The organism is Acinetobacter sp. Ag2, assembly GCF_001005515.1.
In the GTDB taxonomy this organism is placed as follows: domain Bacteria; phylum Pseudomonadota; class Gammaproteobacteria; order Pseudomonadales; family Moraxellaceae; genus Acinetobacter; species Acinetobacter bereziniae.
The window spans coordinates 137,080-159,398 of the sequence record NZ_LBNA01000058.1 but is presented as its reverse complement, the minus strand read 5'-3'; the positions used below and the strand labels follow the sequence as shown (position 1 = coordinate 159,398).

General features: G+C 36.9%; 18 protein-coding genes and 1 tRNA gene. 14 read left to right on the top strand and 5 right to left on the bottom strand.

Translation table 11 applies throughout. From position 1 onward, the window contains the following. The first annotated feature begins 172 nt into the window (after positions 1 to 172). The 5 genes from AAV97_RS18725 to AAV97_RS18705 all read left to right on the top strand — a co-directional run bounded on the left by AAV97_RS18725 (position 173) and on the right by AAV97_RS18705 (position 8,825). On the top strand, positions 173 to 1,450 hold the full coding sequence (locus AAV97_RS18725) for an aspartate aminotransferase family protein (RefSeq protein WP_046761402.1): 1,278 nt from the start codon (positions 173 to 175) through the stop codon (positions 1,448 to 1,450). Between the two features lie 14 nt (positions 1,451 to 1,464). Next, the gene (locus tag AAV97_RS18720) at positions 1,465 to 2,844 is read left to right on the top strand and encodes a VOC family protein (RefSeq protein ID WP_046761401.1); all 1,380 of its coding nucleotides are present in this window, start codon (positions 1,465 to 1,467) and stop codon (positions 2,842 to 2,844) included. Between the two features lie 46 nt (positions 2,845 to 2,890). Continuing rightward, positions 2,891 to 4,384 carry an aldehyde dehydrogenase family protein gene (locus AAV97_RS18715; protein ID WP_004827764.1) on the top strand — a complete coding sequence of 498 codons (1,494 nt, stop codon included), beginning with the start codon at positions 2,891 to 2,893 and terminating at the stop codon, positions 4,382 to 4,384. 137 nt (positions 4,385 to 4,521) lie between these two features. Then, complete coding sequence (locus AAV97_RS18710) at positions 4,522 to 5,805, top strand: NAD(P)/FAD-dependent oxidoreductase (RefSeq protein WP_046761400.1); 1,284 nt, start codon at positions 4,522 to 4,524, stop codon at positions 5,803 to 5,805. An 86-nt stretch (positions 5,806 to 5,891) separates the two neighbouring features. Beyond that, positions 5,892 to 8,825 carry an FAD-binding and (Fe-S)-binding domain-containing protein gene (locus AAV97_RS18705; RefSeq protein ID WP_046761399.1) on the top strand — a complete coding sequence of 978 codons (2,934 nt, stop codon included), beginning with the start codon at positions 5,892 to 5,894 and terminating at the stop codon, positions 8,823 to 8,825. 384 nt (positions 8,826 to 9,209) lie between these two features. Here the strand turns inward: AAV97_RS18705 and AAV97_RS18700 are convergent, their stop codons facing one another. Continuing rightward, positions 9,210 to 10,082 (bottom strand): LysR substrate-binding domain-containing protein, encoded by an 873-nt coding sequence (locus tag AAV97_RS18700; RefSeq protein ID WP_227559151.1) that lies wholly within the window; start codon positions 10,080 to 10,082, stop codon positions 9,210 to 9,212. Between the two features lie 118 nt (positions 10,083 to 10,200). Between AAV97_RS18700 and AAV97_RS18695 the strand changes: the two genes are divergently transcribed. The 3 genes from AAV97_RS18695 (at position 10,201) to AAV97_RS18685 (ending at position 11,805) form a co-directional block, all read left to right on the top strand. Continuing rightward, on the top strand, positions 10,201 to 10,902 hold the full coding sequence (locus AAV97_RS18695; protein WP_046761397.1) for an SDR family oxidoreductase: 702 nt from the start codon (positions 10,201 to 10,203) through the stop codon (positions 10,900 to 10,902). 64 nt (positions 10,903 to 10,966) lie between these two features. Continuing rightward, positions 10,967 to 11,158: a 4-oxalocrotonate tautomerase gene (locus tag AAV97_RS18690; protein ID WP_009585671.1), complete on the top strand. Its 192-nt coding sequence runs from the start codon at positions 10,967 to 10,969 to the stop codon at positions 11,156 to 11,158. A 68-nt stretch (positions 11,159 to 11,226) separates the two neighbouring features. Then, positions 11,227 to 11,805 carry a pyridoxamine 5'-phosphate oxidase family protein gene (locus AAV97_RS18685; protein ID WP_009585667.1) on the top strand — a complete coding sequence of 193 codons (579 nt, stop codon included), beginning with the start codon at positions 11,227 to 11,229 and terminating at the stop codon, positions 11,803 to 11,805. Between the two features lie 19 nt (positions 11,806 to 11,824). Here AAV97_RS18685 and AAV97_RS18680 read toward each other — a convergent pair whose 3' ends face one another. The 3 genes from AAV97_RS18680 to AAV97_RS18670 all read right to left on the bottom strand — a co-directional run bounded on the left by AAV97_RS18680 (position 11,825) and on the right by AAV97_RS18670 (position 15,313). Further along, positions 11,825 to 12,724 carry a LysR substrate-binding domain-containing protein gene (locus AAV97_RS18680; protein WP_004827757.1) on the bottom strand — a complete coding sequence of 300 codons (900 nt, stop codon included), beginning with the start codon at positions 12,722 to 12,724 and terminating at the stop codon, positions 11,825 to 11,827. A 220-nt stretch (positions 12,725 to 12,944) separates the two neighbouring features. After that, the gene (locus AAV97_RS18675) at positions 12,945 to 13,817 is read right to left on the bottom strand and encodes a DMT family transporter (RefSeq protein ID WP_046761396.1); all 873 of its coding nucleotides are present in this window, start codon (positions 13,815 to 13,817) and stop codon (positions 12,945 to 12,947) included. A 98-nt stretch (positions 13,818 to 13,915) separates the two neighbouring features. Further along, positions 13,916 to 15,313 carry an amino acid permease gene (locus AAV97_RS18670; protein WP_009585744.1) on the bottom strand — a complete coding sequence of 466 codons (1,398 nt, stop codon included), beginning with the start codon at positions 15,311 to 15,313 and terminating at the stop codon, positions 13,916 to 13,918. Positions 15,314 to 15,696: 383 nt separating this feature from the next. Between AAV97_RS18670 and AAV97_RS18665 the strand changes: the two genes are divergently transcribed. Then, the gene (locus AAV97_RS18665; RefSeq protein WP_046761395.1) at positions 15,697 to 16,863 is read left to right on the top strand and encodes a hypothetical protein; all 1,167 of its coding nucleotides are present in this window, start codon (positions 15,697 to 15,699) and stop codon (positions 16,861 to 16,863) included. A gap of 513 nt (positions 16,864 to 17,376) precedes the next feature. Here the strand turns inward: AAV97_RS18665 and AAV97_RS18660 are convergent. Next, positions 17,377 to 17,463: transfer RNA gene (locus AAV97_RS18660), tRNA-Leu, on the bottom strand. 184 nt (positions 17,464 to 17,647) lie between these two features. Here AAV97_RS18660 and queA point away from each other — a divergent pair. The 5 genes from queA (at position 17,648) to AAV97_RS18635 (ending at position 22,261) form a co-directional block, all read left to right on the top strand. Further along, positions 17,648 to 18,703, top strand: coding sequence for a tRNA preQ1(34) S-adenosylmethionine ribosyltransferase-isomerase QueA (gene queA, locus AAV97_RS18655; protein ID WP_046761451.1), 1,056 nt, complete (start codon positions 17,648 to 17,650; stop codon positions 18,701 to 18,703). A 118-nt stretch (positions 18,704 to 18,821) separates the two neighbouring features. After that, positions 18,822 to 19,838 carry a hypothetical protein gene (locus AAV97_RS18650; RefSeq protein ID WP_042089540.1) on the top strand — a complete coding sequence of 339 codons (1,017 nt, stop codon included), beginning with the start codon at positions 18,822 to 18,824 and terminating at the stop codon, positions 19,836 to 19,838. Between the two features lie 101 nt (positions 19,839 to 19,939). Next, entirely contained in the window at positions 19,940 to 20,965 is a 1,026-nt protein-coding gene (locus AAV97_RS18645) for a membrane protein (protein WP_046761394.1), read from the top strand. Positions 20,966 to 20,984: 19 nt separating this feature from the next. Then, a complete protein-coding gene (locus AAV97_RS18640) occupies positions 20,985 to 21,554 on the top strand; it encodes a LemA family protein (protein WP_005030971.1) in 570 nt (189 codons plus the stop codon). Positions 21,555 to 21,844: 290 nt separating this feature from the next. Next, positions 21,845 to 22,261, top strand: a complete 417-nt coding sequence (locus AAV97_RS18635) for a hypothetical protein (RefSeq protein ID WP_004827746.1) — start codon at positions 21,845 to 21,847, stop codon at positions 22,259 to 22,261. The last annotated feature ends 58 nt before the right edge of the window (positions 22,262 to 22,319 follow it).

Here is a 22,319-nt window from a genome sequence, read left to right as displayed (position 1 = left end):
TTTACTTAACTTTTAATCAATTAAACTAGGTTAATTTTTTTGTTTATGAAAGCAATTTTCGGAAAAAGTGATACGAAAAAAAGGAATAGTGCGAGTATTTTAATTCGTTTGTAGGACGATATTTCGAAGGTTTAAATAACAACATCAAATAAATTCTATCGAGAAAAATGAAGTGGATAATTATCAAAGAATTTCAAGTGCTTTAGGACTTATTCACCCCATTACACTTGAGACAGGTCTGAATGCAGAAGTTTGGGATCAAAATGGTAAAAGGTATATTGATTTTATTGGTGGGATTGGTGTCCTAAATTTTGGGCATTGTCATCCAAAAATTGTCAAAGCGATCCATCACCAAGCCCAAAAACTTACTCATTATGCTTTTAATGCTGCACATCATCAGCCTTATGTACAGTTTATGGAACAACTCACTGATTTTATTCCAGTTGAATATCCAATTGTAGGAATGCTCACCAATAGCGGTGCCGAAGCAACCGAAAATGCATTAAAAGTAGCTCGTACAGTTACGGGAAGATCCGGTGTCATCGCTTTCGATGGTGGCTTCCATGGTCGTACCTTAGCTGCTGTGAATTTAAACGGCAAAGTAGCACCTTATAAAGATGGGCTCGGTGCTTTACCCGGTCCTGTTTATCATATTCCATATCCGAGCAAAGACAACGATATAACTTCCGAGGAAGCAAAAAAAGCTTTGGCTCGATTGTTCCAAGTCGAAGTGGATATAAAAAATATCTCGGCAATTATATTTGAACCGGTCTTAGGCGAAGGAGGCTTTCACATCATGAATGCTGATTTTGCTCATTTTTTACAAGAATTCTGTCAAAAAAATGGCATTTTAATCATTCTGGATGAAATTCAATCTGGTTTTGGTCGTACAGGTGAAGCTTTTGCTTTTAAAAAGTTAGGGATTGAACCTGATTTACTGTTACTCGGAAAAAGTATTGCAGGTGGCATACCTTTAGGCGCTTTAATTGGTCGAGCAGAATACATGAATCATCCACATAAAGGGGCTTTAGGTGGAACATATTCAGGTAATCCGATTGCTTGTGCAGCAGGTTTAGCCACACTCGACATCATGCGATCTCAAATTTACCAAGAAAATATTCAACATTATATTGAGACAATTGAAGCTTATTATTCAAAGTGGAAACAACAGAATTTAACACCTTGGTTGGGACGTTTAACCGGTATTGGCGCGATGCGTGGTATTGAACTTTATCACCCCCAATATGGTGCAGGTACACATGTATTAGCAAACATTCTGACTCAGGCTAGAAATAAAGGTCTATTACTCATGTCAAGCGGACAAGAGAAAAATATTATTCGTCTATTAACCCCATTGACGATAGAACCTAAAGTATTAAAAGAAGGTCTGGATATATTGGAACAAATTTTGGCAGAAACTGCTCATCAAGAAATGATGACAAGTGTTTAAAAAGGAAGATGGTCATGACTAATTGGATCAATGTGGATGAGATCCGAGCGAAATTCTCAACGTTAATGTCAGAGATGTATCAAAACGAAGTTCCATTATATGGTGATTTAATAGAGTTAGTGGATGACGTAAACCAATCTGTTTTAGAACAGCAAACTGTTTTAAAAGCGCAATTACAACAAACTGGTGAATTAACTCGTTTATCACAAGAACGCCATGGCGCAATTCGATTGGGAACAGCAGAAGAACTTCATAATATGCGTCGCATTTTTGCGGTGATGGGAATGTACCCTGTAGGTTATTATGACTTAGTACCTGCTGGTGTTCCTGTACATGCAACTGCATTTCGGGCAATCCAAACAGATGCTTTAAATCATAGCCCATTCCGAGTATTTACTTCTTTATTACGTCTGGAGTTAGTGGATCATTCTGAATTACGCCAACTCGCAAAAGAAACGCTGGCAAAACGTCAAATTTTTACTGAAAAAGCGCTGGCTTTGACGGCAAAACATGAACTGCAAGGTGGATTGAGTGTAGATGATGCAGATCTGTTTATTATTGAAGTTTTAGAGACATTCCGTTGGCATACTCATGCACCAGTCACTGCTGATTTATATCAAGCATTACATGACCAACATCGTTTAATTGCTGATGTTGTTGCATTTAAAGGACCACATATCAATCATTTAACACCGAGAACACTTGATATTGACCAAGTTCAAAATGGAATGATGGGGCGTGGGATTACACCTAAAGCGATAATCGAAGGACCACCTCGTCGACGTTGTCCGATTTTATTGCGTCAAACCAGCTTTAAAGCTTTACAGGAACAAGTGATCTTTACAGATCAACAAGGAAGTCATACTGCTCGTTTTGGTGAAATTGAACAACGAGGCGTCGCGCTTACACCAAAAGGTCGTCAACTTTATGATGAATTGCTTGTCAAAGCACAACAGCAATTTGGCGGTATCGCGACTGAAGAAAATGCAGCGCAATATATGCAGATTTTAGAGGAAACATTCAAAGCGTTTCCAGATTGTTACACCACATTGGCCGTAGAGGATTTAGCTTACTTTTATTATTACGCACAACCATTTAGCACTCATCAGGTATGGACAGAAACGGATTTGCCTGAATTGATTCATACAGGTCGAGTTCGAATTGAACCGATTGTCTATGAAGATTTTTTACCTGTCTCTGCAGCAGGAATTTTTCAGTCCAATTTGGGTGGAAATGAGCAAACAGATTACAGCTCAACTTCAAATCAAAACGTTTTTGAGCAGTGTTTAGGCACAAAAGTATTTGATGAAATCCAACTTTATGCCCAGGCTCAACAGCAATCAATAGAGGCTTGTTTAGCAACTTTAAACCAATCAATTGTGTCAAAGGTATAACAAGGCTTTGATGAGTTATTCATTTTAATGATAGAAAGGAAATAACATGATTCAGGAATTATTAAATAAATTAGGTGTTGCTGCTGAAGCGTATCAAACAGGTTCATTAACCGTAAAAACTCCAATTGACGGAAGTGTCATTGGACAGGTTGTTGTAAATGATCTTAAACAAGCTGATACCTGTATTCAACAGGCACTCATTGCTTTTAAAGAATGGCGAAAAGTCCCTGCTCCGCGACGTGGCGAACTGGTGCGTATTTTTGGGCAAATTTTACGCGAATATAAAAATGAACTTGGCGCTTTGGTCTCGTGGGAAGCAGGTAAAATTGCTCAGGAAGGTCTAGGCGAAGTTCAAGAGATGATTGATATTTGCGACTTTGCAGTCGGTTTATCACGCCAATTGTACGGTTTAACGATTGCTTCAGAACGACCAGGACATCACATGCGCGAAACTTGGCATCCATTAGGTGTTGTCGGCATAATTTCCGCATTTAATTTTCCTGTTGCCGTTTGGTCTTGGAATACAGCATTGGCTTTAATCTGTGGTAATGCTGTAATTTGGAAACCCTCAGAAAAAACGCCACTTACTGCATTAGCTTGTCAGGCATTGTTTGAAAAAGCGGTTAAACAATTTGGTCGTGATGCACCTGCACAGCTATCCCAATTACTCATTGGTGATGCTTCAATTGGTGAAAAACTAGTGACTGACGAGCGTGTTGCATTGATTAGTGCAACGGGTAGTACACGTATGGGTAAAATTGTTGGTCCGAAAGTCGCAGAACGCTTTGGCAAATGTATTCTCGAATTGGGGGGGAATAACGCCATGATTCTTGCGCCAACAGCTGATTTGGATTTAGCCATCCGCGGTATTTTATTCTCAGCAGTAGGTACGGCAGGTCAACGTTGTACTACACTACGTCGTTTAATTGTGCATAAATCGATTCAAGCTGAGGTTGTTGAAAAATTAAAGAAAGCGTATGCCACAGTTTCAATTGGACACCCTTTAGAAGGTAATCTTGTTGGACCATTAATTGACGAACATATTTTTAATCAAATGCAGACAATGCTTGTTCGAGCGCAACAAGCAGGTGCAAAAGTAACAGGTGGTGAACGAGTATTATCAGATCAATTTCCTCATGCTTACTATGTCAAACCAGCATTGGTTGAAGTGACGGCACAAGATGATGTCGTTAAAACAGAAACTTTTGCACCGATTTTATATGTGATTGGCTATGAGGATTTTGACGAAGCCCTCGATCTCCAAAATGATGTTCCTCAAGGATTATCTTCATGTATTTTCTCCAACGATATTCGTGAAGCTGAAAAATTCCTCAGTGCTGTTGGGAGTGATTGTGGTATTGCGAATGTCAATATTGGTACGAGTGGTGCAGAAATTGGTGGTGCATTTGGTGGTGAGAAAGAGACAGGCGGTGGGCGTGAATCTGGTTCAGATGCTTGGAAAGGCTATATGCGCAGACAAACAAATACCATCAACTATTCTCGAGAATTACCTTTAGCTCAAGGGATTAACTTTGGTTAATTATTTATTATAATCACAGGGTTAAATGAGCATATAACCTTATTTAACCCTTAAAATGCAAAAGTATATTGAATGATCTAAAAAACAACAACATTTTGATGTTGCGATTTGATTGCTATAAGGATAGAGCAATAATCATGTTAAAAAATCAAGTATTATGGTCAACCCTCGTGGATAATGTACCTCATTTCCCTCAATTACAAACAGATATAAATACTGATGTTTGTATTATTGGTGGCGGATTCACTGGTCTATCAGCAGCAATTCATTTAGCAGAAGCAGGACACCGTGTCGTAGTCGTAGAAAGTTTAGAAGTTGGTTCTGGAGGATCTGGGCGTAATGTCGGTTTGGTCAATGCAGGAACATGGGCTCAACCAGATGAGCTAAATAAATATTTGGGAGAAAAAGTCGGAGAAAAGTTGACCACAGCATTAGGTCATGCACCACAACTGGTCTTTGATACGATTGATCGCTTAGGTATACAAGCACAAGATACTCGCACTGGTAATCTACACATGGCGCATAACTCGGAAGGTGAAGCTGATATTGATCACCGTTACCTTCAACTGAGTCGTCGCGGTGCAAATGTTGAAGTGTTGACAGGTGCAAAATGTCATGAATATTGTGGGACAAAAGTGGTTCAAAAAGCGTTACTTGATAAGCGAGCAGGAACCATAAACCCATATGCCTATGTCACAGGTCTAGCACAAGCTGCCAAGCGTTTAAATGTTGAAATTTACGAAAATTCATCTGTGAATGAGATTGTGAAAAGCGACTCGCAATGGTGTGTTAAAACCACCTCCGGAAGCATTACTGCGGATAAAGTTGTTTTAGCAACCAATGCTTACACACAAGGTGAATGGACTGAAATTCTAAAAACTATTTATTTTGTTAAATATTATCAAATTGCCTCTGAACCTTTGACTGGCTCAATTGCAGATAAAATTTTACCTTATAAAAATGGTTCATGGGATACACGTTTAGCGTTATCAAGTATTCGCCGAGATAAAGAAAATCGTCTGTTACTCGGAACTGTCGGTGGACATGAAGGAAAAGAGAGCATTTATCATTCTTGGGCTGATCTAATCACCCAAAAATACTTTCCTGAATTGGGTAAACTCAAATGGCAATATCAATGGACTGGAAAATTTGGATTTACCACAGACCATATTATGCGTATTTTTGAACCCGCACCAGGAATTGTGGCTGCAACTGCCTTTAATGGTCGAGGGATCACAACTGGATCATTAATGGGGAAAGCATTTGCTCAGTATCTTCAAGATGATGATCGTGAAAACTTACCGCTACCTTTTAGTGATCTGGAATCAAGCAAAGTCTCTTTCCGTAATGCTCGAGCAATGTTCTATGACTGTGGCATTACCTTATATCACGCAGGTCAATGTTTAAGAATTATCTCTTAAATGACCAAGAGTTAAAGAATTCTTATCTAAAACTGTCATTGCCAAAGCAAGACAATGCTTGTTCGTGATTTTAATAAGGCATATATATGAAACAGGATTTAGCAATTATAACGCAGCAGTTTATTGAACAACTCCAATCCAGTTTTGAAGGTGAAATAGATTGTTCCGAAGCGACTCGCCAAGTATTTTCTACAGATAATTCAATTTATCAATACCATCCGCAAGCGATTATTTATCCGAAACATCAACATGATATTGAAATGATTATGCGTCTTGTGAGTGAACATCAATATCAATCTGTAGTATTGACTGCTCGCGGTGGTGGTACAGGAACGAACGGACAATCTTTAACAAATGGAATTGTCATCGACGTTTCTCGACACATGAATAAAATATTATCGATCGATGTTCAACAAAAAAAGGCTATTGTTCAGGCTGGTGTGGTCAAAGATCAACTCAATGCTGAATTAAAAAAATATGGTTTATTTTTTGCTCCCGAACTGTCTACTTCAAATCGAGCAACCATTGGAGGAATGATTAATACAGATGCAAGTGGACAAGGGAGTTGCCGATATGGAAAAACACATCATCACGTCACGCGTTTATCTACAGTATTAAGGGGTGGTGAGATTTTACATTCCCAAGCATTAAAACGAGAATCATGGCAACAACAAATTTTAGATAAAACTCCCTTTCAGAAAAATTTATACCACCAGATTTTTACAGTCGCTAAAATTAATCAAGACATAATTAAAAATAGTTTCCCATCGTTGAATCGATCATTGACGGGTTATGATTTGCCTAATTTATTGGATGATGAATATTTTAATCCAAACGCCCTACTCTGTGGTAGTGAAGGAACTTTAGGCATTATTGTCGAGGCAGAATTAAACGTTTTAGAGATTCCAAAGTATCGACTGTTAATAAATATCGGCTATACCAACTTTCAGGATGCATTAAAAGATGCCAATGTGCTCATGCAACATAAGCCACTATCAATTGAAACGGTTGACTCCAAAGTCTTAAACTTAGCTAAAAATGATATCGTTTGGCACAATGTCGCAAAATTTTTCCCAGACAATCATTTTGGAAAACCGATTGAGGGGATTAATTTAGTTGAACTTGATGCAACAACTGAAATTGAATTAAAACAACATCTAGAAGATTTTTTACAGCATTTATCTCAAGACAGACAAATCGAACGACTCAGTACCACTGTTGCATGGGGAGAAACTGAAATTAATCACGTTTATGCAATGCGTAAGCGTGCAGTCGGATTATTGGGGAATGTCGAAGGGGAAAAAAGACCTCAGCCTTTTGTTGAAGATACAGCCGTTCCCCCTGAGTACTTGGCGGAGTATATAGCAGATTTTAGACAGCTTTTAGATCATCATGGTCTGGAATACGGCATGTTTGGACATGTTGATGCTGGTGTACTGCATGTACGCCCGGCATTGGATATGAAAGACCCCAAGTCATTGGGAATGATAAAATTAATTACAGAGAAGGTCGTCGAATTAACGCATCATTATGGTGGTGTGTTATGGGGGGAACATGGTAAAGGCTTACGTTCTGGTTACGCCCCTATATTTTTTGGACAAGCCTATCCCCTATTACAACAAATCAAAGCGCTTTTTGATCCATTTAATCAACTCAACCCTGGGAAAATTGCAACGCCTGCAACATTACCCACCAGTAAATTGATCGGACTCACCGAAATTCCGCTACGCGGGGATTATGATCGTCAAATTTCAAAGATCGACTGGAATAATTTTGGCACGACCATGCACTGTAATGGAAATGGCGCATGTTTTAATTATGATTTGAATGATCCCATGTGCCCTTCTTATAAAGTGACACGAAATCGTATTCACTCTCCCAAAGGACGTGCAACATTAGTGAAAGAGTGGCTTAGACGAGAGGAAAATCAACAATCTAGTATGGGTTTTGATCAGGAGGTATATGAGGCTTTGCATGGTTGTTTGTCTTGTAAATCCTGTGTTGGACAATGTCCTGTTAAAGTAGACATTCCTGATGCAAAAGCACGTTTCTTAGCCCGCTATCATCAACGATATCCTCGTCAACTTCGTGATTATATATTGGCAAAATTGGAATTTATCTTACCCCAAGTCGCATCGATCTCATCTTTATATAATGTGACACAAAGACTGACCTTACTAAAATCATTCCAGAAAAAAATACTCAGAATGACAGATATCCCATTGTTTCATCCTAAAGTGAAGGAAAGATTACAAACATATGGTGCTGTCCTCGTTGATCAGGACTTAAATAATTTACCCAGTAATGAGCATGATGTGGTTTTCATTGTACAAGATGCATTCACACGCTATTTTGATACTTCTGTCTTTTTGGATTTAATCACGCTAATAAAAAAATTAGGGGCTATCCCTTATGTATTGCCCTATTTCCCCAACGGAAAACCTTTGCATGTGCATGGTTTCCTTGATGAGTTTGAAAAGCTGAGAAGAAAAAATATTACCCTCTTAAATCAAGTTTCTGATTTAGGTTATCCTATAGTCGGTTTGGATCCAGCAATGACTCTAGTTTTTCGTCAAGAATATCATAAGAGATTTACTGAAGAATTGCCTGAACATCGTTATCAAGTCATGTTGGTACAAGAATGGCTAAAGCAACGCTTGGACGAATTTGAACTGCCAAAATTATCAACAACTCAATCCATTTATTATTTAGCTGGGCATTGCACTGAGCGAACACAAGAACCTAAATCGAATCAAATGTGGAAAGATATTTTCCAAGTGTTTGGCTTAGAACTTGAATCACTTACTTTGGGATGTTGTGGTATGGCTGGAACCTATGGTCATGAAACTGAACATTTAAACCAATCAAAAATGATTTATCAACAATCATGGCAAAGTAAGGTAGAACTGCACCACCAATGGATTTTAGCAACTGGATATTCATGTCGAACTCAAGTCAAACGTTTAGAAAAAACTCAACTTCGCCATCCTATTCAGGTTCTGTTAGAAAAATTGGGCTGAGTCTTAAATATCATCGGGTCTGTTGACCTTTTATAAATGGCTCTTGTTATAGGTTAAAATTGGGCATGAGACCGATACATTTTAAAGCATGAAACGAAGAAAATTGCGAAACTATTTTTAAGTTCCATAATGCATGGTTAAGATAGTTTAGCCACAACCCTGAGCAAAAATAAAGTATGGCTTTGTCCTTGCTTATATCTCCCAGCTCAACATGGCGACATCGATGTCGCCTCGCCATAGAAAGACCATCTATAACTCAAAAATGCAAAAAATATGTTTAAGCAAAACTTTTAAAAATTCATATAAAAAGTATCAAGTACATTGGATATGAACGATTCAAATCACATGTCTGAATCATCAAGTGCTTTGACTCAAATTAATAAATCATTGTGAATTCATTAACCATGACTTTACCAATGGCAATGAAGTTGGTTGATGAGGTTTTCGTGGTGATATGAGGTAAAAGCCTGATCCTGTATCGAGTGTAATTGAGTTTAAACGTATTAATCGCCCTGCCTCTAAATCATCTTTGACAAAATTTAGGCAAGTTAAGGCTATCCCTTGCCCAGCAATTGCTGAATCAATGGCAAGTGAGGTCTGATTAAAATAAATATTTTTAGAATTAAACAAATCATGATCAGGAAAAGCGACCTGAAGATATTTAGGCCAAAAATTATGGGCATCATGAATTAAAGTATACGATTGAAGACTTTTAGAATCATGCGGATGCCCTATTTTTTCAATGAGCAAAGGATTTGCTACAGCAACCACCTGGTTTTCAAAAAGCAAATCGGCATTCACACTATTTTCAAAAGGTGGGGCTGCTAAACGGATAGCTAAATCAATTCCATCTGTGCCAAAATTTTGTACCTTTGGACTCGCAACAACTCTTAAATCCAAATCAGGATAAGTCTCTGCAAATTCATTTAAACGTGGAAGTAACCATTTCGCAGCAAATGAGGGGGGAACGCTGATAGTAAGATAGGGTTGAGTTGGATGTAATATTTCTGTTGCTTCTTCTAATATTTTAAATGCCTGTTTTACACTTATCGCATATCGATAAGCACTCTCAGTCATTGTTAATTTTCTTGGTGTTCTTTCAAATAATTTGAGACCCAACTCCTCCTCTAAGCCTCTAATTTGTTGAGCCACAGCAGCTTGTGTGACCCCTAACTCATCAGCAGCTAATCTAAAATTTAAGTGCCTTGATACAACTTCAAATACATATAAACCCTTTAACGATGGAAGCTTTCTCATGAACTTAGCCAATAGTTTTTCTATCTGATCATACAAAATAATATCGTTTGTTTGCGGTATACTCAACACTTAAACTCAATAAATAAAATGATTACCATCTATAGTGAGGAAGATGAAAATGGTTGATAAAGTTGCAGTTATTACAGCCGCAGGGAGTGGCATGGGCGCCGCAGTCGCAAGAAAATTGGCCAATGAAGGATACAAAGTAGCCATTCTTTCTTCTTCAGGAAAAGGGGAAGTGCTTGCTCAAGAGTTAAATGGTTTAGGTGTGACTGGCTCAAACCAGTCTCCTGAAGATATTCAACGCCTGATTGATGAAACACTTAAACGTTGGGGACGAATTGATGTCTTAGTTAATAGTGCTGGTCACGGTCCGCGTAAAGGAATTTTAGAGTTAACGGATGAAGATTGGCATGCTGGTATTGATACTTACTTTTTAAATGCTGTACGTCCAACTCGTTTAGTTGTACCGATTATGCAAAAGCAGAAAAGTGGTGTGATTATTAATATTTCTACTACATGGGCATTTGAACCAAGTCCATTATTCCCAACCTCGGTGGTTGCTCGTGCAGGTCTAGCTGCCTTTACAAAAATCTGCTCAGATCAGTATGCCACTGACAATATACGTTTTAATAATGTCTTACCAGGTTGGATTGATAGTTTGCCAATGACAAACGAACGCAGTGATAGTGTTCCAATGAAACGTTATGGTACTACAGAAGAAATTGCAGCGACGGTCGCATTCTTAGCTTCTGAAGGTGCTGCATATATTACTGGTCAAAACATTCGTGTAGATGGCGGTCTAGCTCGTTCGATCTAATAACAAATATCAGTGATTATTGGGATAAAGCGATGTAGCTTTATCCCTTTGGGAGTTTTACAAAATGCCGTTAATTACAATTGAACTTGCCCCAGGGCGTACACATGCGCAAAAGAAAGCGTTTATGCAAGAAGTCACAACCTTGACTTCAATGATATTAAAATGTCCAACAGAGACCATTGATATTATTTTTAAAGAAATACCATCATCTGATTGGGCACATGCAGGAAAGTTTTACGCTGAACCTGATCAATAAGATTTTAATGATATAAGGCTGGAATTAAAATCTTACAGCCTTATCCTATCGGTCAGACGAGGTGTTATATGGGTATACCGCTTAAAAGTGATTTATTCAAACAAATTATGGATCACCTAACCCAAGCTTCTATAGAGCGCTCCCCTTTTACCCTGATGCAACTTGCGACCATAAATTCAAAAAATGAACCTAAGCTTAGGACAATTGTACTTCGCGACTTCAACGCAGAGAAAGGAATAATTTCTTTTTTTACTGATACACGTTCTCAAAAAATAGAAGAAATAAATAATAATCATAAAGTTGCTTTAGCTGCATTTGATCCTAAAGGAACCCAATTACGAATCGAAGGTGAAGCAAATATTATTCAAGATACGCAAACAAAAAAAGAAGCTTGGCATAAATTAAAACAACACACCCATTTACTGTTTAAAACATCGGTTTCACCTGGCAAAAAAATTGCTTCACCTCACGAAGTCAAATATATAGATGAAGAATATGGCAATAAAGAACCATCGATTTTTTTTGATCTTATTGATATCCACATAACAAGTTTAGAGTGGTTGGACCTGAATGAAAATCCCCATATAAGATGTTTTTTTGAAAAAGATAAAAATGGAGAATGGCAAGGACAGTGGTTAGCCCCTTAATTATCCAATCTTTTGCGTTTTAACATTCATTTAAATGATCTTGAATCCATTGTGTAATTGTCACGACTTTTGGCGTTTTCGCCATCGATGTTGGATAAGTCATATAATAAGCTTTGGTATTATTTAATTCATAAGGCCAAGCCAAGATTAATTTTTGAGTTAATAACTCTTCTTCAATCAAAAATTTGGGAATAAGTGCAACACCACAACCTATTATTGCCGCATTAATACATGAATAAAAAGTATCAAATCTTGGACCAATAAATGGGTGTTCATTTACGAACTCTTGCATTTGAAAATATTCATCCCATGCTCTAGGACGTGATCGACATTGAATTAAAACATGACAATGAAAGTCTTCTAAACTATTAAAAGGCGTTTGTGTAATTTCAGGAGAACACACGGCTACACACTGCTCTTCAAATAATTTGATGCTGGTCATATCCCTCCAGACGCCTTCACCATATAAAAAGGCGATATCTGCTTGTAAATTTTCAATTTCAGAATCATGAATTTGTTCTTGAACATCGAGATGTATATTGGGATGAGATTTTCCAAATCCTTTTAATGCTTTAATCAACCATCTCGCGCATAACGTAGGGTGAACAGCGATATTCACCGTCTCTGCTTCACTCCCATGTGCCAATATATTTAAAACAGAGATTTCGATTTGATTGAGTATCTTTTGGGCTTCTGCCAGGAATATTTTACCTGAAGGAGTAAGATTTAAACCCTTTAAAGAACGGTCAAATAAAGTCGTGTTAAGGCTATCCTCTAAATGGATGACTTGTTTACTTACAGCACTTTGAGTCATGTGGAGGACTTGAGCAGCTTTGGTAAAACTTAAAAATCGAGCAGAAGCTTCAAAGCATCGTAATGATGTCGTCGATGGAAAAGTTCTGGATGTCATTTTATGCATTTTTTAAATTCCTTTTTTTATATTGAAGAGTGCCCAAATCCATTGAAAGTTACTTGTTTTTTAGTCTGCCATATCATTGCTTTGACCAAATACCTTTAGATCACTGACTCAATAATACGAATTTCAATTTAACTCATTCAGTAAAAAATAAAAATTCAAAAAATACCCAATCAAGCAGATTTTTTTCATCTTTTCGCTGTCCTTTTTAACAACAATCACCTTAACCTAACTTTGTAGTTTGGATGACAATGACTCCTCCGATAATAAGTGTGAGCGCGAACCACTCAATTACTGTTACATTTTCCCCCATTACAGCACCAATAATCACAGCAATCACAGGTGCTATATATGTTGCAACTGAAGCTTTCACTGCTCCTAATTTTTGAATAATGTAATAATACAAAAGAAAAGCTCCTCCCGTACCCATTACACCTAGCCCAATAATAGTACCTAGAAGTACATGTGTATCAGAATATATTGTTGTAATACCTTTAAAATCAATGAATAAAAAAAGTGTCAATACGGCTATACCTAATTGCCAAGTTGCAAGTGCAATGGATGGTATCTCTAATGGCAAAAGATAATATCGGGCATAAACAAATGAGATACCGAAGCTCAAAGATCCGACCATTACCCAGAATATTCCCATTAATGAAATAAATTCTGAACTTTCCCACGGACGAGCACTTAAGATAATCCCCGAAAAGCTGAGCGCAATGCCCATAATGACGCCTAGTGACAATCGATCTTCACGCAAAAAAATGAGTGCTGCAAGTAAAGTAAAAATAGGAATAATTCCACTTAATAATCCAGCGATACTACTTGGTAATAATGCCGTTCCAGCAACAATACCATAGTAATAAAGGATCGCTGCTAAAACAGACATGACCACAAAATGCTTTAGATAACGTAGTTGCTTCAATGAAATACTTCCTGTATACAAAGCAACGATTAAAAGAGGGATGAAAGCAAAGAAAATCCGCATGAATACCGTCTGAGCTGGAGAAATTAAAGCGGTCGCCCATTTCATATAGATGAAATTGCTTCCCCAAATGATACCCAGTAAGACAAGTGCAGCATAAGCACGCAACATAGTGTCCTTAACTCCTCAGAGCATTCATAACATTCGAGCTCCACAAGAGCTCGAACTCATTTGATTAAAGAATTCTTTTTGATAGTTGTGTCGTATATTTAAGAATTCGATTTATTCTTTATGAATTTAACAATGAAACTAGCACTCACTGTACCAATTGCCAAAACTAAAGTGACTATGGTTTCGTACTGATACTTTTCATTCACAAACATATATCCCAATGTGAGTGTAATTAAAGCAATGACAACATAAGTCAAATATGGAAAACACCACATTTTAAAATCAAGCTGAATACCTTGTTTGTCTAATGATTTACGCATTTTTAATTGAGATAACGCGATAATTAAATAAATGAGTAAGCTAATTGCGCCTAAGGTAGATAAAAAGAAGAAAAACAATCCCTCAGAAGCATAATAATTAAGTCCTAAACAAATGATTGAGAAAATTGTGGTGACGATAACTGCTGTTCGTGGTACACCTGCCCGGGTTACATGAGCGCAAATTTTAGGTGCATCTCCACGACTTGCTAAAGAAAACAACATACGAGAACTTATGTAGGTACCTGTATTTAAAACACTGCTTACCGAAACGAAAACAACCAGATCCATGATGAGTTTTGAACCCGGCACATTTAGAACATGCAGAACATACTGAAACGTTCCCATTTCCTGTAACCCTTTATCTGTCCATGGCACGATACACAGCACTAGAAAAATGGAAAGTACATAGAATATTGCAATACGATAAATCACCAGATTGGTTGAACGGCGAATTTCCTTGCCTGGATGTTTTGCCTCTGCAGCAGCAATTGACAACATTTCCACACCAAAGAATGAAAACATCACAATTAATATCCCAGACAGAATAGCCCCATAGCCATGAGGAAATAGTCCGCCATGCTGATATAAATTAGCAATACCACTAATATTTGGATTTAATGACCAATAACCCAAAATTGCTGAAACACATATAACAATGAAAATAACTATGGCAGCAACTTTAGTTAAAGCAAACCAAAATTCAAACTCACCAAATTTTTTTACGTCGAAAAGATTTGTCAAGGTTAAGATTAAAAGAATACTAAAAGCAAAAATAGCGGGATGTACATCAGGGAAATAAGCAACTAATATATTTGCCCCCATTATTGCTTCAAAAGCAACAACTAACATCCAAAACCACCAGTATAACCAACCTGTGGTAAAACCAGCCCAATGTCCTAATGTTTTTTCAGCATAAACTGAAAATGAGCCTGAGTCTGGATGTAGCACTGCCATTTCACCCAACATACGCATCACTAAGAACACTAAAATACCTACAATCATGTAAGAAAATAATATCGTGGGACCAATCGTATTAATGGCTGATGCTGATGCAATAAATAGACCTGCACCAATAATTCCACCAATTGTTATCATACCCACCTGTCGGCTTGATAAACTGTGGCATAATTTATTGTCCGTATCACTACGATTAGATATATTGTCATGTTGTTCCATTGAATCCTTCCTTATAAATTTTAATTGTTTATTGATCCATATATTAAATTTAGAAAAATTCTAATAAACGACTACAGTACACTCCATTTTATAACTGTAGATAATTGATCGATTCACAAAACTATCAATTTCAATAAACTAATTTAGTATGTTTTTACTGATTCTGACCTACAAACGAAAAAAGGGAATGTCTTTACGACTTATTTTCGTAGACATTTAATGCATGCAATATTCTTTTTCTTTTCGTGTTTTGCTATTAATAAATCAAAGAAAATCCATGTTCTAAATTTCTCCATATAGAAATTCATAACAAATATATTTTCAAGCTTCAGTCTGAAGCACAAAAAAATAAATTCAGTAAATCAATATCAAGGAAGATATCAATGTTTAAATTCAAACACTTAGCTATAAACTTGACCCTATTATCTATATTTTATCCTCAGATGATACAAGCTTCCTCTCAAATCGGAGATCCCCAATCGAATCTTGGGGCACTTACATTTTCAGGATGGCTACGTGCCAATATTCAGGATAAAAACTATTCGAATGATGAACATAAGCTCAAATTTGATGCAGCAAAATTAGCCATTCAATATGACGCAACCCAATTCTTTGGTAATTTTGAATATCGTTGTTATCAATTTGATGAAATCTGTGATTTTTCTTCTTTGGTCAATGCCAATCTTGGCTATAAGATTAATCCAAGTAATCGTATAACTATTGGGATACAGGATGTACCTTTCGGACCTGGTCGTGGCTGGTCAACCAATTGGTTTGGAGACATTACTGTGACTTCAGGTTTATCAGATATTCACCATTTGGGCGTGAACTTCAATACTCAGCTCTCTGATGATACGACAATCGACCTCGCCTATTTCGTCAGTGATGCGGGAAGTTATGTAGGAGATAGTAAAAATGCTGCACGATATTCTGCCAGTTATGTCAATCCCAATGATCCGAATGAAACCCGCTTGCAAGAAAAAAATATGCTCGTTTCACGTATCGATCAAAAATTACCTCAATGGATTGACGGACTGAATCTAAGCGCAGGAGGCTCTTATTGGTATTCACAGTTGGATAATAAAACCAATAATCAGACAGGGCATCGTAATAGTTGGGCTATTTTCTCTCGTGCTCATTATAATAACTTTAATTTAACATTAACGACTGGCAGGAACAAAATTAAAAACAAAGATCTATTACAACCTAATTATTCCGTCATGGGAGCATTTGATACAAACTATTATGTTGCAAATGATGCTGATTTCTATGCCATCGATATTAATTATGCTTATAAAGATCCAAATGGTCGTTTTAATCTAACACCGTATGCGACTTATTCGCTATATAATAAAAATATTGATGATTATAAAGACTCAACACGTCATACGATTGGAGCACAACTTGATGTGAAAAAGTTCTCTTTTGCAACAGAATATATCTTTGGAAAAAATGATCCATTTATTAACGGAAATATGCAATCCTTAGCAATAGCTGATAATAAACCGACCCATAAAATGTTAAATTTATTGTTCTTCTATAATTTTTAATTTACTTGATTATTATTTTCAATCTAATCATACGATCATAGTAGAAAAGAAAGTTCTCCAGTTTGCTCAAGAGTCATATCTTAATCAAATCGTGGGAACTTTCCTTCGGTTTTCTACTTTTGAGTTCAATTATTTTGAGGGGGGGTTACCCAAGGCTTCTCGAAGTGTAAGTACTATTTTACTCTGCAAAGCAGTTGAGGTAGATGCATTTAATATCAGTTCTCTTTCAGTTGCTCTGCTCCAGTTTGTCGCATCAATTTTCTTTTCAAATGTTTTTTGTTTTACGCAAACCATTTAATTCTACGTCTGCTTTCCACTTTTTATTTGGTCGTTGATAAACCGAAATACTCATCTATAAATTAACTCCATAAATCATAATCCCCCCCGGGTGGAAAACGGGTGGAGATATATACCAAAGTATCTCAAAAAAAACATAAATGCCAGAAACGACAAAGCCCCAAGCCTTTAATATATAAGGCTTGGGGCTTTGGAGAATATTGCTATTCTATATTTTGGTCCCGAGGGTCGGACTCGAACCGACACGTCATCGCTGACAGTGGATTTTGAGTCCACCGCGTCTACCAATTTCACCACCTCGGGAGAGGTTGTGTGCGTATAATAGCGCGTTTCATTTTCTTGTCAACGACAAGTTTTCACATTTGTATAAAATTAATGCATATCTGGTTTTTTTGGATTATAAATCACCAATTTCAGCCTTTAATTTGAAAAAAGACTATACTAAGCGCAGTTTTTAAATCTCCAATGTCAGTTTTTCTTTCCCATGATGCAACTCTCTGATTTTAGTTTCGAACTTCCCGATGAACTTATCGCACGCTACCCGCTTGAAACACGTAGCGCTTCTCGCCTTTTACATCTCAATGCAGATGGCTCATATCAAGATCACAGTTTCACCGATATATTAGATTTATTCGATGAAGGTGACTTGATGGTACTCAATGATACCAAAGTGATGAAGGCACGCCTTAAAGGTAAACGAGCATCTGGAGGTGCAGTTGAAGTCTTGGTGGAGCGTATATTTGATCAAACTATTGCACATTGTCACATCAAAGCCAGTAATTCACCTAAAGCAGGTGCTGAACTATTTATTGGTGTAGATGGTATTAAAGCCATTGTACAAGGGCGTCATGAAAACTTATTTATTGTCGAGTTTTCTCAGCCAATTTTGCAGGTTCTGGATTTGTATGGGCAATTACCTATACCACCTTATTTTAATCGAGAAGCTGAAGCGATCGATACTGAACGCTATCAAACCGTATTCAATGATCCAACCAAGTTAGCAAGTGTTGCAGCACCGACCGCAAGTCTGCACTTTGATCAAAGCTTACTGGAAAAATTAAAACAAAAAGGTATCCAACAAGCTTTTGTGACCTTACATGTCGGTGCAGGTACATTTTTACCTGTGCGGACAGACAATATCGAAAATCACATTATGCACAGTGAATGGTGTGATGTACCTGAGGCAACCGCAAAACTTATTCAAGAAACCAAAGCACGTGGGAATAAAGTCATTGCAGTAGGGACCACAGCAACACGTGCATTGGAAAGTGCTGCACAAGCTTCAGGTGGTAAAATTGCGGCTTGGACAGGAGATACCCAAATCTTTATCTATCCTGGCTATCAGTTCTGTGTGGTGGATCGCTTGATCACTAACTTCCACTTGCCTGAATCAACGCTGTTAATGCTGGTTGCGGCATTGTCCAATCGAGACAATATTTTAAATGCTTATAGACATGCAGTTGAGCAAAAATATCGGTTCTTTAGTTATGGCGATGCCATGCTGATTGAAAATGCAAATACAGAACAAATGACAGCAGAATAGTTTACGCCATAATTTACAGCACGACCTGCAAAGTATTCATTCAAAGGATGCTTTGCATTTAAAATCATTTTTTCGTTACAATTAAGCTTCTGAAAACTCGTCACAATAATGAATAAAGATGAATGATTTACCAACAAAAATTCAAAATGCGTTTAGTCAACAACATGTCAATAATGGTAAAACCCAAAGTAATATTGATTCAATCAACCGATTATTAGCTTCAACTGAAAATTTTGAGCACTTGATCGAAAAGTTAAAGCATTGGCAAGATGATCCAAGCCTGTCTATTCAAAATTATACTTTTTGGCTTTTTATCTGTGTGGGTATAGGCGTTGCCATTTTGGCTTTTTTTACTCATCCAATTCTATTTTTATTTGCAATAGCCAGTATTGTCTTTGCTTTTTATAAACGTACTTCAACCAAGCCACTCAATCAACTCATAGATTATCTCCAGCAAAAGAATTTAGAGGCAAAATATCAAATTCGCTTCTTTCCGAACGAGACCGATAACAAAATTATCTCTCCTTATGATTTTCCATTATTTGGCTTAGGGGACTATGAAAATTCAATTCGCAATACCATTTATGGTACTTGGCAAATTAATGGTTTCATCTATCCATATATGTTGTTTAACTATCATTATGTTGATGAAGTTGAAACTCGCGATTCGGATGGTAAAACAAAAACTGAATATCGCCATTACGATTTATGGGGAATCATTGTTGAGAATTTTCCCACCCAAGGTATCAGTATTTCTTCCAAACAAAACCGCGCGTGCCGACTTGGAACGAAATGGTCCAGTGGCGATATTCGTTTTGACAATCAATATCAACTCAGCGGAACCAACGAAATGCGTTTGGCTAAATTTTTCAGTCCCAATCATGTACTCATGCTTGATCAGGCGATGTCGAATTTCAAAGGTGATTTTTACATTCACCCACAACACCCAGCACTGTGTTGGTTATTTAAGATTGACATCACCAAACCGCATTTGCCAGTGAATCAAGTCCAGACTGTCCATGACCTAGCAGCTCAACTGGAAAGCATGAGCATGCCTGATTATGAGCAACTTAAACAATCACTCATAACAATATTGCAAGAAGTTCAACCTAACACTGAAACAAATAAGTTTTAAAAATAAATAAGTTAATTGGCATTTAATGTGATTTATCGCATAATTATCGATAAAGTATTTAAAATTTTAGTTGCTGAAAGGCCAAATCATGATGAGCAATTATGCCTATAGAAACCGTTGAACGATTACTGCATTACCGCACTCGAAAAAATCAACATGTGATGCGTAATATTGCTCGATTGTGGGAGATTGGGCAACAGGCTCAATCTGCACAAGATATTTTGGATGGTCTACATCCCTGGGGTGAAAGCAAAGATCTGTTTTTCTATAATGTAATTCCTCGATTTTTGTTTATTTTGGGGATAGCAACTGCGCTAATTGGCTGGTTTTTTCATCCATTCATCCCCTATCCACTGGTGCTTTTAGCTGGATTATTATGCTGTTTTGCTGCCTATTTAATTTATGAGCCCAGTGACCCAATTGACGAAGTCATTAATTTTCTAGAGCAGAAAATAATGTTGTTGCGGTATGACTTGCATTTCAATAAAACACCAACTCATATCTCGACCACAAGCAATACCTTATTGGTCATGAGCAGATTAAAACAAACCTTTCCTTTTTTTGCCCAAGGCAATGTATCAAATGAAATCGAACAATTTGCCTCTACAGTTTGGTTTGATGGAGAACAAGAACATCATGTGATGTTGTTTCAATATCATTATATTGATGAGTTTTCACTCCCAAATAGCCAAGGTGAAAAGCAAAAAATCAGAGAAATTCACAAAGACCAATGGGGCGCTTTTATTTTTCAAATGCCTGCACTTGGATTTGCTGCCAGCAACAAACATCATGAGTTCACACCGCCGTATACACAGCGCTGGAAAACAGCCGATATTATGGTGAACCAAAACTTATATATTTTTGGCTATAATCAACATCAATTGGCACGAACCATCAGCCCAAGTATTACCTTAAAATTAAGTGATTTTTTTCAACAATATTCAGGTGATATTGTTTATCATTTTGAGGAAAATATGCTGTGCTATATGGGTGATCAAAACTTATTTCGAATTGCTCGAAAAAAGCAAAGCCCTCAAGATATCTCGGCACTACGTGGACATTTAAGAACATTAACCATGCCTGAATATGAAAAATTCAAACAGAGCATGCTAAACTTGATTTCATAAATCATAAGGAATAATCAGAATGGGTTTAATCATATTTATTGGGATTTTTATCGCCATTATCGTTTGGGGCATTTTAGTCAGAAATAATATTGTGCGTTATTTCAATGCAACCCAACGTGCATGGGCCGAAGTGGCGAATTTTGAACGTCAAAAAGTAAAGACGCTTGAGACTTTAGAACAGACACTGGCGCAATATACTCAATTTGAAAAATCCACCTTAGAAAAAGTGACTGAATTACGTCAGCAAATTTTGAATTTAAATTTAAACAATACTGATGTTTCTCAATTACAACATGTTGAAAAACTCAACCAAGACTTAATGAAAAGTCTAAATGTTGTTGTTGAAAATTACCCTGAACTAAAGGCTGATACACTGTATGCAAAAATGATGGATGATATTCAAGAGCAAAATGAAAATGTCGGTGCAGCGATTACAATCTTCAATCGTAATGTTGAAGAATTTAACAACACTATCGAAATCTTCCCGAATAATATGATTAACACCATCACTTTAGCGAAGAAGACCATTCGTCCATTTTCAGATAATGTTGTAACTCAAAACTTCGATTACAAACCAAATTTCAATTAGTCACCAACATCACCCCAAACCTTTTATATGCCTTCTTAGATAAATGCTAAGAAGGTTTTTTTGAATTTTTGTTTTATACTATGAATGCATCAAATAGACTTATTTTAAAACCAAAATATAAATCATCATTTGCAAATCTCGATCATCTTTGAAGATAAATACAGCTATTTTTAGATTAAAAAATGACATTTCGATCATTTTCTGATATTTTTCAAACCGCTAAAAAAATGACTATTTTTAGAACAAAACGATCAACTTATAAAAAGCAATCTAAAGATTGGAGTTATACAATGTTAAAAAAACTATTCATGATGTTCTGTCTGTGTTTCATATGGCAAGCTCCTGCTCAAGCAAAAGGACTCTTGGTTTTCAATACAGGTGATGAAATGTTTAAAGTTGGTGCATTTCCACAAGAACTCATCAGCCAATATGAAGACCTTAAAAGCTTAAATGTAGGCTACAAATGTAGTCACTTCGGAATTTTATGGGCAGATGTGAGAACATGGGATTGCACACTGGTTGGAATGACTGATGCTGAACCAGATACTTTTTATGAATTACCTGAAGATGTGATTGCATCATTAAGTAAAAATCCTGATTACCAAGAAAATAAAATGCAACGCAATTTTTGGAATCATTATGGCATTTTTATTTTAGTTCTTGCGATTATTGGGTTAATCGTCATGGGGCGCAAAGCCAAAGATTAATCGGGCGGTTAACCTAAAAGAAGTGGACTAAAGTCCGCTTCTTTTATAAAGAATAAAA

Coding starts and splice junctions, on each gene's coding strand:
- AAV97_RS18720 (WP_046761401.1), top strand. CDS start 1,465: ATGACTAATTGGATCAATGTGGATGAGATCCGAGCGAAATTCTCAACG.
- AAV97_RS18715 (WP_004827764.1), top strand. CDS start 2,891: ATGATTCAGGAATTATTAAATAAATTAGGTGTTGCTGCTGAAGCGTAT.
- AAV97_RS18710 (WP_046761400.1), top strand. CDS start 4,522: ATGTTAAAAAATCAAGTATTATGGTCAACCCTCGTGGATAATGTACCT.
- AAV97_RS18705 (WP_046761399.1), top strand. CDS start 5,892: ATGAAACAGGATTTAGCAATTATAACGCAGCAGTTTATTGAACAACTC.
- AAV97_RS18700 (WP_227559151.1), bottom strand. CDS start 10,082: ATGAGAAAGCTTCCATCGTTAAAGGGTTTATATGTATTTGAAGTTGTA.
- AAV97_RS18695 (WP_046761397.1), top strand. CDS start 10,201: ATGGTTGATAAAGTTGCAGTTATTACAGCCGCAGGGAGTGGCATGGGC.
- AAV97_RS18690 (WP_009585671.1), top strand. CDS start 10,967: ATGCCGTTAATTACAATTGAACTTGCCCCAGGGCGTACACATGCGCAA.
- AAV97_RS18685 (WP_009585667.1), top strand. CDS start 11,227: ATGGGTATACCGCTTAAAAGTGATTTATTCAAACAAATTATGGATCAC.
- AAV97_RS18680 (WP_004827757.1), bottom strand. CDS start 12,724: ATGCATAAAATGACATCCAGAACTTTTCCATCGACGACATCATTACGA.
- AAV97_RS18675 (WP_046761396.1), bottom strand. CDS start 13,817: ATGTTGCGTGCTTATGCTGCACTTGTCTTACTGGGTATCATTTGGGGA.
- AAV97_RS18670 (WP_009585744.1), bottom strand. CDS start 15,313: ATGGAACAACATGACAATATATCTAATCGTAGTGATACGGACAATAAA.
- AAV97_RS18665 (WP_046761395.1), top strand. CDS start 15,697: ATGTTTAAATTCAAACACTTAGCTATAAACTTGACCCTATTATCTATA.
- queA (WP_046761451.1), top strand. CDS start 17,648: ATGCAACTCTCTGATTTTAGTTTCGAACTTCCCGATGAACTTATCGCA.
- AAV97_RS18650 (WP_042089540.1), top strand. CDS start 18,822: ATGAATGATTTACCAACAAAAATTCAAAATGCGTTTAGTCAACAACAT.
- AAV97_RS18645 (WP_046761394.1), top strand. CDS start 19,940: ATGCCTATAGAAACCGTTGAACGATTACTGCATTACCGCACTCGAAAA.
- AAV97_RS18640 (WP_005030971.1), top strand. CDS start 20,985: ATGGGTTTAATCATATTTATTGGGATTTTTATCGCCATTATCGTTTGG.
- AAV97_RS18635 (WP_004827746.1), top strand. CDS start 21,845: ATGTTAAAAAAACTATTCATGATGTTCTGTCTGTGTTTCATATGGCAA.